We start from the raw sequence: 15,409 nt of genomic DNA on the forward strand, positions 1-15,409 counted from the left end.
CTGCTAGCAGTAGTATTAAGGCAACGTCATTTTGATGTAGTTCATACTGACGACCTACCTGATCGGGAACGTACTGGAGATCAATATATCCGCGTGCTGGCAACTAAAGAGAATAGGATAGTCATAACTAAAGACACTGATTTCCAAGATAGTTATCTCCTCCATAAAGTACCACCACAGCTTTTGTTGTTAACTACTGGCAACATAAAGAATCGTAAGCTACTCGATTTATTTCGTGCTACTATCGACGAAATAGACGTTCTTTTTAGTAGTCATTCATTTATCGAGTTAACAAACGAAGCTTATCTAGTCCACGAGTAACGGCCTCTGGTGTCTTCGCCGATCTGGTCAGCATCGGGAGCTATCTGGGATAAGGTTAGTAAGTCAAAAGGCCCCATTTTCCGGCTCTCTCCTCGTTAGGAGTGTCGGGAAAATGGGGCCTTTTGACTTACTTCGACGACAGCGAGGCGGTTAGCTGCACGCGCTACGTTCGCTTACCCCTCATCATTTACTTATAGAATAGCCTCCCGAACGCGCACGAGGCGTTCCAGCAGCGTTTCCAGTTGATCGAGTGGTAACATGTTGGCCCCATCCGATTTGGCTTCGGCAGGGTTCATGTGTGTTTCAATGAACAGACCGTTGGCCCCTACCGCAATGGCGGCTTTGGCAATGGTCGCAATCAGCGCTGGTTTGCCCCCTGTCACGCCCGACGCCTGGTTGGGTTGTTGTAGCGAATGGGTGCAATCCATCACGACGGGCACGCCATGCGCCTGCATGGCCGGCAGGTTCCGATAATCAACTACCAGATCGCCGTAGCCAAACGAATTGCCCCGGTCGGTCAGGAAAACGACCGCTTCAGGGTTGGCCGCTTTTACTTTTTCAACGGCAAAGCCCATACTCTCGCCCGACAGAAACTGTCCTTTTTTCACGTTAACGGCTCGGCCCGTTTTAGCAGCCGCTTCGAGCAATTCAGTCTGGCGGCACAAAAAAGCCGGAATCTGCAATACGTCGACGTGTGGTGCCGCCATAGCCGCCTCGTGGGACTCATGAATGTCGGTTACCGTCGGAATGTCGAAGGTGCGGCCAACCTCTTCCAGAATAGACAGGGCCAGTTCATCGCCGATGCCGGTAAATGAATTCAGCTTGGTCCGGTTGGCTTTCCGGTACGACCCTTTGAAGATGTACGGAATCTGTAAGCGATCCGTGATTCCCACAATCCGCTCGGCAATACGCAGGGCCATATCGCGGCCTTCAATAGCACAGGGGCCGGCCATCAGGAAAAAACGGTTACTGTCGGTATGTTTGAGTTTGGGAATCTGCATGACGATCAAATTTGACGATATAACCCGACAAAGGTACAAGGCTGACAATGCGAAGCGGGCCTAACCATACACTATTGAATCAGTGGAGTTTAGTAGAGCAACCAGCCGGAAATGTTAATTATTTGCAGGTAATAAACTTATTACTAGACGGTTATACGTACCCAGAAAAGTACAGTAAACGTTGGTAGGGTGCAAAAATTGTTTGGCTTTCCGTTGGTAAAGTGTTTTCTTTGCGAAGTTTTTTAACACAAAAGGACTACCGAAATGTCTCAGACTTCTGAAAAAGTAAAGCAAATCATCGTTGATAAATTAGGTGTTGATCCGTCGGAAGTTACGCCGGAAGCAAGCTTTACGAACGACCTTGGTGCCGATTCGCTCGACACGGTCGAACTGATTATGGAATTTGAAAAAGAGTTCAACGTACAAATCCCCGACGATCAGGCTGAGAGCATCACCACGGTAGGTCAGGCGATCAAATACCTGGACGAGAACACGGGCAAGTAAGCTCAACGCATTCAGCATGGCCGGGTATTAGCCAACAGGCTAATCCCGGTCATCTCTCTTTTCTTACGCCGCTCTGGCGTATTGACTACAGCCGATTCTGGCCCCGCTCAGCCGTCAGCTCTTTTCGACCTTTTTGCCGCTTTTTTTGTGGATCTCGCATTGCCCAGCTTCTTCAAGCAACCCTTTGCCAATTGGTTTAGCTCTTCCGACGAGAAGAACCGACGTCGGCAACTGCGCCAGGCTATTGCGCACATTATTGGCGAATCGCCCTCACGCATAGGTGTTTACCAACTGGCCGTCCTGCACACGTCGGCCTCGAAAGAGTCGCGCATTACCGGCTTTCGTGAGTCGAACGAACGGCTCGAGTACCTTGGCGATGCGGTACTGGGAATGGTCATTGCCGAATACCTCTTTAAGAAATACCCCTTCAAAGACGAAGGATTCCTGACTGAGATCCGGTCGCGGATCGTCAACCGCGAAATGCTCAATACGATCTCGCGGAAGATTGGTCTCGACAATCTGATTGAATACGATGGGCAACGCGGTCGGTTGATGCCCGCCCGGACGTCGATGTACGGAGATGCCCTTGAAGCGCTGGTCGGCGCCGTTTACCTGGATAAAGGCTTCAATTTCACCCGGAGCTTTATTCTTAAAAAGTTGCTGACCCACTACGACCTCGATGCCGTAGTGAACAACAATGGTAACTTCAAAAGCCGCCTGATCGAATGGGCGCAGCGGGAAGGCAAAGACCTCCGTTTCGAAATAATTTCGGAGCAGGGCAGCAGCCAGTTTCGTGAATTTATTGCCCAGGTGATCGTTAACGACGAGCCGTTCGCCACCGGTAGTGGCTACAGCAAGAAAAAAGCAGAACAGTCTGCCGCCGAAGAAGCCTTCAATAAATTACAGCTGAAATAACGGATACGTTGCTGGCGCCAGCCACGGGGCTTTAGTCTTTCCTGTAATACGTTACGGCAAGCGAACCGTTAACTGAGGCTATCTTCTGAATGTGCGCTGCTGTGGCGGCCCAGTTTCCCTGTATCGAGCGAAAAACAGCTACCAGAATGTCAATGTCGGTAGCACCACTTGCCTGAATGGCCTGGTAATTATCGACAACCATGTCGAGCAATCTGTCAAACTGGCTATCCCGTTCAGCCAGCGACTTTACTGACACCGTGAGCCGGGCAGCGCCATTTCCGTAAATACCCACATACGTTTTCCGCCGAAACTCGTCTCCTTTCTCATGATGATACGAAAATACCAACGTACTCATTGATAGAAGTTTACGGGGCGAAAATTCAGCGCCGTACAAGGTAACGCTTATTTCCAGGGCAAACTCATCTTCTTCCATAATAGGACGAGGCTATGTTGTAGGTACGTGCCTGACCAATTTAATTAGTCGCACAGGCCATCACGTATGCCAGCAACGTACCGACAAAAAAGGCTGTCTCCAGGTAGGAGACAGCCTTTTTTGTCGGTACGTTGCGACTGACAGATTAATCCTCGATTTCGCCTTCGTCTTCGATGCCGCCCAGCGGATCAACCAGGGCTTCCTCGTCATCGGCGATTTTCGAGCGGATTTTGCCTTCCAGTTCAGCCATCAACTCAGGGTTATCGAGAATCAGGTCTTTCACGGCATCGCGGCCCTGAGCCAGGCGGCTGGTACCGTATGAGAACCATGACCCTGATTTCTTCACGATCTCCATCTCAACAGCCAGATCAAGGATTTCACCGACTTTCGAGATACCCTGACCATACATGATATCGAATTCAACGACTTTGAAAGGAGCCGCCAGTTTGTTTTTCACCACTTTCACTTTGGTCCGGTTACCAACCACATTATCGGCACCTTCTTTGATCTGCCCGATCCGGCGAATGTCGATCCGTACTGAGGCGTAGAATTTCAGGGCGTTACCACCGGTTGTTGTTTCGGGGTTACCGAACATCACGCCGATCTTCTCCCGCAGCTGGTTAATGAAGATACAGCAGCACTGCGTTTTGTTGATCGTACCGGTCAGTTTCCGCAGGGCCTGCGACATCAGACGGGCTTGCAGACCCATCTTGCTTTCGCCCATCTCGCCTTCGATTTCCGCTTTGGGCACCAGCGCCGCCACTGAGTCGATAACGATGATGTCGATGGCACCCGAGCTGATCAGGTGTTCGGCAATTTCAAGCGCCTGCTCGCCGTTGTCGGGCTGGGCAATCAACAGGTTACTTATGTCAATACCCAGCTTTTCGGCGTAAGTACGATCGAAGGCATGTTCGGCGTCGATGAAGGCAGCCAGGCCACCGGCTTTTTGTGCTTCGGCAATGGCGTGCATCGTCAGGGTAGTTTTACCCGACGATTCAGGACCGTATATTTCAACGACCCGGCCGCGTGGTAAACCACCGATGCCCAGGGCCAGATCAAGGCCCAGCGAGCCAGTCGAGATCACCGGTACGTCAACGACTTTGCTCTCGCTCAGCCGCATCACGGTACCTTTACCAAAGGCTTTATCTAACTTTTCAATTGTGGTTTGAAGGGCTTTCAGCTTATTGTCATTAGCAGTTGCTGTGGCCGTAGCAGAATCGGATTTTGCCATGTTTACGGGGTTGTTTAACTCAATAAAATTACGACTTTTTTGCGGCTTTTCCAAGCAGTTTTTACAATGAAATCATGGCATCGGCAACGTACCTGAACCAGGTCTGGATGGCTTGTGACAGCGCTCCAACAAGTTCGCATCCACCAGGGTTAATTAACTAGAAGTCAATAAGTTAAAAATTAAATTAACATCAGTTTTTTGCCCGCTTTGTCCCCGCTCAGAAAGAAGCCCGCTGGCGGCTGGATAACCTCGCGTAAAGAATGTCCCTGTGTCAGCGGGCTCCCCTTAAGGCGGGGAGCAAAGTTGATACAGACCATTAGCGAATCTGCCGTTTCAGTTGCCCGAATACCGATGACGACACCCTTAGCTGACTGGTCACATCGGCCTGCGCCTGACTGCTCATTTTACCGACGGCCGTGGGCGAGATATACCAGCCCAGGGGGTATCGGTGCTTCTTGGTGTTCAGCATCAGACTGGCATAATCGAAGCTCAATGCCCGCCTGTCGCGCTGGAGCGTGCGGCCAATCAGTTGGTCGAGACTGACTCCGTTTCGGTCCCAGGTATTTAGGAACCCTTTAACGGGTTCGGCCAGAAACCGGAACGTACTGACAGACCCTTTGGCTTCGGAAGCGGCATAGTTGGGCAGAAACAGCAGATAATAGACCACCGGCCGCCGAAGCGGAGCAGGCCTGGCCATGGGCAGGGCCAGACTGTCACTGACGCGCTGCAGCTTTTTGATTAACTGCACGGCGGTGACAATGCCCGTATTTTCGGCATAACCGCCGTCGATAATGTGGTAGCTCGTTTGGTCGCAATCGGTCGTGATGTTGGGCAACATGCCCGTTGCCTTGCCGCCACTTGTGACAAACGGAAAGCGGGCACAAAGAAAGGTCGCCGTTTTGTAGGGCACATCGTGACTGGTACTGGCAAACAGGTCGGCCACATCGTAGAACGGGTTCAGCCGGTCGCTGGTATTGCCCAGGTCCAGGTTGCTCATCACGATTTTCTGGCCCGTTTCGGCTACGGCTCCGTTCAGTAACAACGATGGTATGCTCAGCGAGTCGCTGGCTAGCGTAGCGGCACTGGGCCATAACGATAGGAATGACTCGGTCAACTGACCACGAACGGCATCGTTAGGCATATGCTGCGTAGTCAGCAGGCGTTGCTCCCAGGCATCTTCCAGCCAGCGGTTCCGATCAATAGAGGGAACTGGCAGCGGCATAAAATTGTGCAGACTACCCCGAAACAGCATCGATGCCACGGCAGGTGACACCAGGTCTTCCGTGACTACATTCCGCAGGCGCGACACAATACTATCGGGAAACGAAGCCAGCGACTGACTAACCGGAACCGTGCCCTGCCCGGCCAGAATGGCCACGTAGGTGGCCGCCCCTACCCCACCCCCCGATACCCCGCTAATGGCAAACACGTGGTGGTCGAAGCCGGGAATCTGTTTATTGAGCGCAATCAGCGACTCGGTTGTCCAGGCCGTTGCTCTGATTCCACCACCCGCCGTAGCGATCACCACCACGGGCAATGGCGTGCTATCCCGAAAGGCATGCCTGGTTTTTAGCCATTGGGTGTAATACGCCTCTACGCTGGGCCGACGGGCAGTGGTGTCGGGCTCGCCGGTTGCGGAGTTCACCCTGACCGGACTTTGCCGAATAGCGCTGTTGTCGTTGAACCGGGAAAAAATAAGCACGGCCAGCAACAGCCCGACCAGCACCGGATATTTGGGCAGCTGGTTGAACTGATACAGCAACGTACCCAGGTAGGCCAGCCCGGTTAGCCAGATCATCACGATGGCGTACAGGCCAATGCCTTTCGATAGCGCCAGCCCCGTCGACGATGGGATAAACAGCAATAACAGGATGACCAACACGCCCTGACCATACAAAATACTATACGGTGCCCGATCAACGAGCAGGGCATAATCACTGGCGGGCGAATCGGCTTTGAACAGGGCAAACGACCAGCGCCGTTCGGGCCGGCTTTCTTTGTCGGAGTAGTAATGGATACGGTAGATTACGATCGAAAACAGGGCGTAGACCGCCGATAATGCCAGTAGAATACTGGCGTATTTGAAGGCAAAATCAGGCGTTCTCTGCTCAATGGAGGCCAGTCGGCTAAAGTTGAGCGCGAGCGTCAGAAACAGCAGCAGGAAGGGCGCGTGCGACAGCCAGAGGGGGGTGTTCCGCAGCAGTCGCAGTTCGCTCCCGATCTTGTCGAGCGCCCGGGCGGTTGAATCTACTTTGTCGGGGTCTACACCGTCGAAGAAATTGGGCTGAATGAACAACAGGATTTTACTGCTGACGTATACCATGCCACTCCAGAGGCAAAGGGCCAGCAACGTGAACAACACCACCCACACGCCACGCCGCTCGGTCAGCAGGAAGTAGAACAGCTCGTCGAACTGATCAAGCTGGAAAACGCCGAACATGAACAGCAGCAGGTATACCACGAACTGAACATTCAGAAAGCCTTTCCAAAGCGTGTTGACGTACCGGCCAACGGATAACGACGAGACAGCCGTGGTCGTTTTTTGCGCCCGTAACCGATGCACGGCATGCCGAATGTCCAGATCGGTCCGCCGCCGCCGATCAATGTGGTAGAGCAAGCGGTGTCGAACGGCATCCTGATTGTAGCGATCGATGCCGATAAGCCCGAAGAAAGCCTCCCGAACGGAGAGCATGATGCCCAGTGGATGCAGGAGGATAAAAAATACCGCCGCCCCCGTTGGCAAAAACTTCAGCAGCCGCACAACCAGCATGCCCCCGCCCGACAAGAGCCCCGGCTGATCGAGCAACCAGCCTGCCATTGTTCCGTTCTCGATAAGATCGGCCAGTGCTCCTACCACCAGCAGCCGGCGAATCCATAAGCCGGCGCATTGCATGATCAGTTTCAGCAACGGCCTGAACTTGTTGGTGACAAACAGGCTATTGTCCGAAAAATAACGGCACCAGATGGCCAGCGTCACCACATAGGCTGGTAGAAACAGCAGCGTGTCGACGGCCAGTTCCAGCCAGGCCAGCCACTGGCGCTCGGGTGGCCAGTCTCTGATGAGTACCGTTGGGGTAACGCCCGTATCGAAATACTGACCGGCCAGCGCGTGGATATCGCTCCCGTTGAACTGCCGCTCAATAAAACCGATCAGCGCGCTTGTCAGGCCCGTGATCAGTAGCCAGAATACGCGGTTAGCGGCCTGTTGCTCCACAAACTGGGCCAGGCGGGCACGAAGGGTAAGCATAGGGCGAAACAGGGATACGTAACAGGCTGCGGCAGCAAGGTACGACCCCATGCACGTAGCCTATTTACGTTGTGGCGGCTATTTTTACTGAACGTACCGACAACGTACCCAGCGGTGATACAGCGTCTGCGTAATCCGCTTTTTTGGGTGCCATTAAACCGGATGCCTGCTCAATGGGTTACTCACCTGGCAGCCACCACCAAACGGAAGCCGCCCCCTCCTCTTCACTATGACACTACCCAAATCGGTTGACAGGCCCGCCGCCATATCCCTGACCAACGTGACGAAACGGTACCACGACCGGGCAGTCGTTGATACCCTCACGCTGACCATTCCAACGGGCGAAACACTGGTGCTGCTGGGTACATCGGGCTGCGGCAAAACCACTACCCTGAAGATGATCAACCGACTGATCGATGCCGACTCGGGCGAGGTCATGATCAATGGCCAGGCTGTTGGGCAGCAGGAGCCACATATGTTGCGCCGGCGCATTGGGTACGTGATTCAGGATGCGGGGCTGTTTCCGCATTATACCGTAGCCGACAACATTGCCGTAGTGCCCCGCCTGCTGAACTGGGACGATACCCGCATCCGGCAACGTACCCAGGAACTGCTGGTCATGCTCCGATTGCCCGATACGGTCCTCGACCGCTTTCCTGATCAGCTTAGTGGCGGGCAGCGGCAGCGTATCGGACTGGCCCGCGCGCTGGCCGCCGACCCGCCGATTATTCTGATGGATGAACCGTTCGGTGCGCTCGACCCTATCACGCGGGCCGCCATTCGGCGCGAGTTTCGGGAACTCGACGCATTGCAACAGAAAACAATAGTGCTGGTCACCCACGACGTGCGCGAAGCCGTTGATCTTGGCGACCGCATTGCCCTGATGGACGCTGGCCGGGTTGTTCAGCTCGGCACACCCGACGAACTGCGCCACCAGCCCGCCACCAGCTTCGTCAACGAATACATGGCGCTATGACCAACAGCGTTGCTACACGGCTCATATGCCTGAGCGAAGCCATTGCTAACTGCCCACTGAACTATGCTCACATTTCTACGCGAAAACGCGGCTAAGCTGCTCGAGCAGACCCTGACCCATATCGGGTTAACGTTTGGCTCGTTGTTACTGGCCCTGCTTATTGGTCTGCCACTGGGGATCGTCATTGCCAAACGCCGACGGGTAGCATCGGCGGTGCTGGGGGTAGCAGGCGTATTACAAACGGTGCCCAGCATCGCACTCCTTGGTTTTCTGATTCCCTTACTGGGCATTGGTGCGGGACCAGCGTTGATGGCCCTGTTTCTGTACGCACTGCTGCCTATTATCCGCAACACATACGTGGGCATCACGGAAGTGAGTCCAACCCTCACCGAAGCCGCACGGGGCATGGGCATGACCAACGGGCAGGTGTTGCGTCGGATTGAACTGCCACTGGCCTTACCCGTTATTTTCGCAGGTATACGCACGGCAACGGTCATCAACGTGGGGGTAGCTACCCTGGCCGCTTATGTGGCGGCGGGTGGGCTGGGCGAATTCATCTTCGGCGGCATTGCGCTCAACAACACCAACATGATGCTGGCGGGGGCCATTCCAGCGGCCTTACTCGCCGTGCTTTTCGACTGGGCACTGGCCCGGCTGCAACGCGTGAACTGGGGACAACTGCGCGGCCGAACCCGCCTGTGGCTGCTGCTGTTGCCGCTCCTTTCATCGGCCTATCTGCTGCCCCGTACCGGCCAGACAACGTTGCTGGCGGGGTTTGCGCATGAGTTCGGCGGACGGGCCGATGGGTATCCGGGACTGCAAAAAACGTATGGCCTCCGTATCTCGAATCGGCTGCTCGACCAGAACCTGATGTATGAAGCGATACGCACCCGAAAAGTCGACGTGATCAGCGGGTACTCTACCGACGGGCGCATTAAAGCGTTCGATCTGGTGGTCCTCAACGACGACAAACACGCGTTTCCTCCCTATGCCGCCGCCCCGCTCGTTCGCGAAGCAACTTTACGAACGTACCCGGAACTCGGCCCCACGCTGGATCGGCTCGCCGGGCGCCTCACCGATTCAATCATGACCGACCTGAATTACCGCGCCGATTACCTGCACCAGTCACCCGGGCAGGTAGCGCGGGAATTTCTGAGTCGGGCAGGCCTACTACGCACTCCTTCCGGGGCCCGGCAAGGGCAGGTGGTGATGGGGTCGAAAGTCTTTACGGAGCAATATATTCTGGCCGAAATCTACCGGCAATTGATTGAAGGGTACACATCGCTGAGTGTGCAGTCGAAGACCGGTTTTGGCGGAACGCAACTCTGTTTCGACGCCCTGCGTACCGGTGCCATCGACTTTTACCCTGAATATACGGGCACCGGCCTACTGGTCATTCTGCAACCGAAACAACCAACGCTTGACTCGCTGGGCGGCAACCCCGATGCCGTTTACCGTTATGTTGGTCAGGCCTTTAGCCAACGGTACGGCTTGCAATGGCGAAAACCGCTTGGATTCAATAACGCCTACTGCCTGATGATGCGCCGTTCAGACGCACAGGCCCTGGCCATACCCTCGATCTCTGCCCTGACAGCCTACGTCAGCCAGCCACGGTAGCGCGATCTGGTCTGGTTTTTGATCAAAGATGACATAAGGCTCATTTATTGGATTAAACTACGATTTTGGGTAGGCTTTAGGGTGAAGCTTAAACTTCTGCTCTGGTTAAATCCACTACCTTTAGGGCTGTAATTACTTCTAACTCATAAATTTTCAGTATGGATTGGTCTTTTACTCGCCGTTATCTGGCTGGGTGGATGACGATCTTGGTTAGCCTCGCCGCCATCAATCTGGCCAATGCGCAGGCAATCAACGTTACGTCGAACATATCCCCCGCCACAAATCTTTGCTCTAACTCGACCGTTTCGCTCACCTTTTCGACAACGGGCGTGTTCACAGCCGGCAATATTTTCTCGCTGCAACAGTCGGACGAAAATGGCCTTTTTTCTGCCAGTCCAGTGGTGGTAGCCAGTCTGGCATCTGCCCCAACCAGTGCGTCGACCTTAACCGTTTCGGGAAACCTGGGTACCGTTACATACGGCGCCAACTATCGTTTTCGGGTAGTATCGACCACCCCCGTCCGCACCAGTAACCAAACCCCTAGTGCGGTCATTATCGGTACCAACACACCCACGCCCGGCCAGTCGGGGTTGTATACGTTCTGCCCAAATTCGGGTTCACAGCCCATCACGGCTAGCGGTACTGGCGTGATTGAATGGTACAATGGCTCGGCCGCAGCCGCACCGGTCGTTGCTACAGGAGGCACCTACAACGTACCGACCACGAGCACGCCCGTCACCTACTACGTAACCCAGACAATCAATGGCTGTAAAAGCGCCAAAACAGCGGTGACGGTAACCACCTCGGCGCCTACCGGTGGACCATCGTTTACGCCACCGGCTGCTTTCTGTCCGGGTCAGGGGCCTGCCCAGCTGATAGCCTCGCCAACCAGTACGGGTGTTGCCTCCACCATTCAATGGGTCTCATCGAGTGGTACACAGACAGGTGCCAGCATCACCACCCCACAAACAACGGGCACGTACACCTACACCATCAGCCAGTTTGATAGCCGCGGGTGCGCAGGCTCAAGCACAACAGTGGCTACGGTGACCGTCAATGCCGCGCCAACGACAGCGCCATCCACGAACCTCCCGTCTTCGGCTTACTGTTCAGATAACGTTCCGGGCCCTTTGAGCGCGAACCTCTCGGCCGGGGCCACCTCTGTAAAATGGTATAACCTGACCGACAATACCACGGCTACTACCTCAACTATTCCTGCCCCGTCCAGCACCAAACAGTATCAGATCAGTCAGTTCATCGGTAGTTGCGAAGGGCCAAAGAGCTCGGCCTTTACCGTAGCCGTTACGCAGAAGCCGGGCGATCCGGCGCTGAACGCCACGGGTAACGGGCCGTTCTGCCAAAACTCAGGGACCAACGCCACGCAAACCATCACGGCCACTGGCCTGAACCTCGAATGGTTCGCGTCGAATACGTCAACACCGGCAGTTTCTACGGGCAGCACTTTTGTTATCTCTACGGCAGGCGGCAACGTACCTGTCTATTTCCGACAGGTCGTCAACGGGTGCGCCAGTAATCGCATTTCAGCCACCATCACGATCAACCCAACTCCCAGTTCGGCCCCTTCGTTCACGCCACCGGCTACCTATTGCGCCGACAATACACCCGGCACGCTGACAGCCACGGCAACCGGCGGGGCCACCTCGGTGAAGTGGTACAACCTGACCGACAACACCACGACTACCACCGCGTCTATTTCCGCGCCAACCAGCACTAAACAGTATCAGGTTAGTCAGCTCATCGGTAGTTGCGAAGGGCCAAAAAGCACGGCCTTTACCGTGACGGTCAATCCCAAGCCGGGCGATCCGGCGCTGAACGCCACGGGCAACGGGCCATTTTGCCAAAACTCAGGAACGGGTGCTACGCAGACGATTACCGCTACCGGCCAGAGTATTGAATGGTTCGCGTCGGCGTCGGCGCCAACAGCCACCACAACGGGCAGCACGTTTACCATTTCAACAGCGGGTGGCAACGTACCTGTTTATTTCCGTCAGGTCGTTAACGGGTGCCCTAGTAACCGCATCACAGCCACCGTTACGGTAAACAGCCTGCCTGGCCTGCCCACATCGGCTCTTTCCCGGACCTACTGCGCCGGCGAGTCACCTGCCCCCCTCTCGGCAACTGGTCAGAACCTGCTCTGGTATACCACGGCCTCTGGTGGGACCGGCGTTTCACAGGCCCCTACGCCCAGCACGGCAGCATCCAACGTAGGTACGCCGCAGCAATTTTACGTATCGCAGACAGTCAACAACTGCGAGGGCGGGCGGCAGTCGCTCTCCGTCACGGTGAAACGCAAGCCAGGTCTGCCCACCAATATCAGCAGCCCGGCCTTCTGCCAGAACTCGCCAGCGTCGAGTCTGTCGGCCCTGGCCGAGAGCGGTGCGTCGCTCATCTGGGTAAACAACGGGGTCGAAACAACGACGCCTCCGGCTGTTCCCAATACGGTAGCCCGTACCTACACGTATCAGGTGCTACAGATAGCCGACGGCTGCCGCAGCGACCAGGCTACCGTGTCGGTTACGGTAAAACAAACGCCCGGCCAGCCAACGCTCACGGCCTATTCGCTTTGCTTTAACCGCGAGTCACGCCCGCTTCAGGCCTCGGGTTCAGACTTAAAATATTACGATAGTAATGACCTGCTGCTGGGGGCTACGGCTCCCTCGCCAAGCACCAGTCAGGTCACCACGGTGGTGTACAAAGTGTCGCAATCCATCGATGGCTGCGAAGGGCCAAAGGCTACCTACAGCGTCCCTGTGTATGCGATTCCGGCCAACCCTACCTTCACCCAGCCCCGCGACTATTGTGCGGAAGATGCCGCAACATCTATCGTGGCCTCGGGGCAGGGGTTGCTCTGGTATACCACGACCACGGGCGGATCGGGTACCGGGCAGGCCCCTACGCCCAGCACGGCGGCGGCTAACGTAGGCACACCCCAGCAGTTCTTCGTGACACAGACCATTAACGGGTGCGAAAGCCTCCGGCAACAGATCAACGTCACCGTGAAGCGTAAGCCAGCTTTGCCGAGCACCACTACCAATGTGGAGTTTTGCCAGACATACAGCGCGCCAACGCTGACCGCCACCCCCGAAAATAACGCCTCGATCATCTGGGTAGTTGACGGCCGGGAAACCGCAACGGGCCCAACGCCGCAGAACGACGCCGTAAGGACGTACACGTATCAGGTATTGCAGGAGTTGAGTGGCTGTCGTAGTGATCGGGTGACCGTGACGGCGCGGGTAAAATCAACGCCGGGCCTGCCAGGCATTACGCCGTTTCAGCTTTGTCAGTTTGCGCCCGGTCGCGCCCTTCAGGCCAATGGGAGCGATCTGAAGTATTACGACGCCAATAACAGTCCGCTCGGTTCGACGTCGCCCGTTATCAATACCGATGTAGCGCGTACCTTCTTATACCGGGTGTCGCAATCGACAGAGGGTTGTGAAGGGCCAAAGATTGACTACTCGGTGGTTGTTCAGCCCAAACCGGCCCCACCCGCCACACAGGCCGTTACGTATTGCCTCGAAAGCAGCAACAACCCCGATCAACCCAAGCAGACGGTGCAACCCCTATCGGCTCAGGGCCAAAACCTTCGCTGGTATTTTGTGGATGATAATGCCTTCCCGGAAGGATTCGTGCCCACACCGGCCGTTACCAATACCTATGCCGTTGATTATCGGGTAACCCAGACTGTCAACAACTGCGTTAGCGATAAGGCCCTGTTGCGCGTGACAGTGCAGGCTAACCCTGCCCCGGTAGTATCGTCGTCGCTGGTGACGTACTGCCGTAACGATGTGGCCCGTCCGCTGGAAGCCACCGGTCCGGGGCTCCGCTGGTTTGACCCGAACGGTCAGTTGCTACCCGCCAGTGAGGTTAACCCAACTCCCCCCACGGCCAATGCCACCAAGGGCGGTGAAAAATACCAGGTCTACTCGGTTTCGAGCGGTGGTTGTGTTAGTCCACGCAGCACTATCCGGCTGGTGATTAATACCAACCCAACCCTGGGGTTACTTGGCTCTACAACCGTCAATTACGGCCAGTCGGCCTCCTTGAAGCTCCTGTTCACCAGCTCACCGCCCTACGCCTATACCCTCACCGATGGCACTTCGGGGATCGCCAACGATACCCTGTCATCGGTATCGGTGAAGCCTCTGCAAACCACCACGTACCGGGTAGCCAGCGTGTCGAATGTTTGCGGTAGTGGGCTGCCGGGTAACCCTGCCACGGCCACCGTTGCGGTTACTATTCCAACCATCAGTACCCAGGCGCTCACCGCCGGAACGGTCTGCGCGGGCACCGGGTTTGCCGTTACCTTTACCACAACGGGTGTGTTCAACGCAGGTAATGCCTTCAAAGTACAGGTAGCCGATACAACGTCGAAGAACTACGTCGACGTATCAGAGGCGAGTGCAGGGCCTTCGCTCAATGCACTGCTCCCGGCCACCCTGAAAGGCGGGCCTTATTTTGTGCGGGTACTGGCCACCAACCCCGGCGCTGAAGTACCGGGGCTGCGTAGCCCTACGGTGCTAACGGTTCGCGGGCTACCGTCTGCCGTATTGACCGGTATGCAGGATGTCTACGAAGGTAGCCCGGCCAGCCTGAGCATTGCGCTGGGTGGCGACGGACCCTGGGCCGTCAGCTACAGCTATACTGTTGATGGCACCCAGCAGACAACCAGCACCTTCCAGACCAATGCCAACCCGCATATCTTATCGGTGGTGCCCCCCAAAACGGCGAGCTATTTCCTGACGGCGGTAAGCAACAACTGTAGCAGTGCCGGTCCCGTATCGGGTACTGCGCTGGTCACGGTGCTCCCACTGCTGGCCGTAGAGAATCCGCTGTTGAACACCGTATCGCTTTATCCGGTGCCTACGCAGCACCTGCTCACAGTAGCGATCGACCTGCCATTGACCTCCCAGGCACCCGCCCAACTGACACTTCGTGACCTGACGGGTATGCCTGTCCTGAACCGGCAGACAGACACCCGGCAAACCGTACTTGACCTCAGTCAGCAGCCCGCCGGGCTATACTTGCTGAACGTTCAGGTAGGCGAGCACCGGACTGTCCGGAAAATAATGAAGCTCTAATACCAACGTACCTGAAACTAAAAAGGGCTGAACTCAATGCGAGTTCAGCCCTTTTTAGTTTCAGG

General features: G+C 55.6%; 10 protein-coding genes. 6 read left to right on the top strand and 4 right to left on the bottom strand.

Annotated elements, in window-relative coordinates; all coding sequences use genetic code 11:
• Complete coding sequence (locus tag ACAW75_RS17100) at window positions 1-321, top strand: DUF5615 family PIN-like protein (protein WP_370730000.1); 321 nt, start codon at window positions 1-3, stop codon at window positions 319-321.
• 191 nt (window positions 322-512) lie between these two features.
• Here ACAW75_RS17100 and kdsA read toward each other — a convergent pair whose 3' ends face one another.
• On the bottom strand, window positions 513-1,322 hold the full coding sequence (kdsA, locus tag ACAW75_RS17105) for a 3-deoxy-8-phosphooctulonate synthase (RefSeq protein WP_370729960.1): 810 nt from the start codon (window positions 1,320-1,322) through the stop codon (window positions 513-515).
• 264 nt (window positions 1,323-1,586) lie between these two features.
• Between kdsA and ACAW75_RS17110 the strand changes: the two genes are divergently transcribed.
• Together ACAW75_RS17110 and rnc are read left to right on the top strand one after the other, a co-directional pair.
• Complete coding sequence (locus ACAW75_RS17110; protein WP_085412421.1) at window positions 1,587-1,826, top strand: acyl carrier protein; 240 nt, start codon at window positions 1,587-1,589, stop codon at window positions 1,824-1,826.
• Window positions 1,827-1,973: 147 nt separating this feature from the next.
• The gene (rnc, locus tag ACAW75_RS17115) at window positions 1,974-2,741 is read left to right on the top strand and encodes a ribonuclease III (RefSeq protein ID WP_370729961.1); all 768 of its coding nucleotides are present in this window, start codon (window positions 1,974-1,976) and stop codon (window positions 2,739-2,741) included.
• 31 nt (window positions 2,742-2,772) lie between these two features.
• On the opposite strand, the gene ACAW75_RS17120 is transcribed toward rnc, so the two are convergent.
• The 3 genes from ACAW75_RS17120 to ACAW75_RS17130 all read right to left on the bottom strand — a co-directional run bounded on the left by ACAW75_RS17120 (window position 2,773) and on the right by ACAW75_RS17130 (window position 7,652).
• The gene (locus tag ACAW75_RS17120; protein WP_370729962.1) at window positions 2,773-3,174 is read right to left on the bottom strand and encodes a hypothetical protein; all 402 of its coding nucleotides are present in this window, start codon (window positions 3,172-3,174) and stop codon (window positions 2,773-2,775) included.
• Between the two features lie 145 nt (window positions 3,175-3,319).
• Complete coding sequence (recA, locus tag ACAW75_RS17125) at window positions 3,320-4,405, bottom strand: recombinase RecA (RefSeq protein ID WP_370729963.1); 1,086 nt, start codon at window positions 4,403-4,405, stop codon at window positions 3,320-3,322.
• Window positions 4,406-4,721: 316 nt separating this feature from the next.
• Window positions 4,722-7,652: a hypothetical protein gene (locus ACAW75_RS17130; protein WP_370729964.1), complete on the bottom strand. Its 2,931-nt coding sequence runs from the start codon at window positions 7,650-7,652 to the stop codon at window positions 4,722-4,724.
• A gap of 229 nt (window positions 7,653-7,881) precedes the next feature.
• Between ACAW75_RS17130 and ACAW75_RS17135 the strand changes: the two genes are divergently transcribed.
• From ACAW75_RS17135 to ACAW75_RS17145, 3 genes are all read left to right on the top strand, one after another.
• Window positions 7,882-8,628 (top strand): ABC transporter ATP-binding protein, encoded by a 747-nt coding sequence (locus ACAW75_RS17135; RefSeq protein WP_370729965.1) that lies wholly within the window; start codon window positions 7,882-7,884, stop codon window positions 8,626-8,628.
• 63 nt (window positions 8,629-8,691) lie between these two features.
• The gene (locus ACAW75_RS17140) at window positions 8,692-10,245 is read left to right on the top strand and encodes an ABC transporter permease/substrate-binding protein (RefSeq protein ID WP_370729966.1); all 1,554 of its coding nucleotides are present in this window, start codon (window positions 8,692-8,694) and stop codon (window positions 10,243-10,245) included.
• A gap of 158 nt (window positions 10,246-10,403) precedes the next feature.
• The gene (locus tag ACAW75_RS17145) at window positions 10,404-15,344 is read left to right on the top strand and encodes an Ig-like domain-containing protein (RefSeq protein ID WP_370729967.1); all 4,941 of its coding nucleotides are present in this window, start codon (window positions 10,404-10,406) and stop codon (window positions 15,342-15,344) included.
• The last annotated feature ends 65 nt before the right edge of the window (window positions 15,345-15,409 follow it).

Source organism: Fibrella arboris, assembly GCF_041321095.1.
GTDB classification, from domain to species: Bacteria; Bacteroidota; Bacteroidia; order Cytophagales; family Spirosomataceae; genus Fibrella; species Fibrella arboris.

Coding starts and splice junctions, on each gene's coding strand:
- ACAW75_RS17135 (WP_370729965.1), top strand. CDS start 7,882: ATGACACTACCCAAATCGGTTGACAGGCCCGCCGCCATATCCCTGACC.
- ACAW75_RS17120 (WP_370729962.1), bottom strand. CDS start 3,174: ATGGAAGAAGATGAGTTTGCCCTGGAAATAAGCGTTACCTTGTACGGC.
- ACAW75_RS17110 (WP_085412421.1), top strand. CDS start 1,587: ATGTCTCAGACTTCTGAAAAAGTAAAGCAAATCATCGTTGATAAATTA.
- kdsA (WP_370729960.1), bottom strand. CDS start 1,322: ATGCAGATTCCCAAACTCAAACATACCGACAGTAACCGTTTTTTCCTG.
- ACAW75_RS17145 (WP_370729967.1), top strand. CDS start 10,404: ATGGATTGGTCTTTTACTCGCCGTTATCTGGCTGGGTGGATGACGATC.
- recA (WP_370729963.1), bottom strand. CDS start 4,405: ATGGCAAAATCCGATTCTGCTACGGCCACAGCAACTGCTAATGACAAT.
- ACAW75_RS17130 (WP_370729964.1), bottom strand. CDS start 7,652: ATGCTTACCCTTCGTGCCCGCCTGGCCCAGTTTGTGGAGCAACAGGCC.
- ACAW75_RS17140 (WP_370729966.1), top strand. CDS start 8,692: ATGCTCACATTTCTACGCGAAAACGCGGCTAAGCTGCTCGAGCAGACC.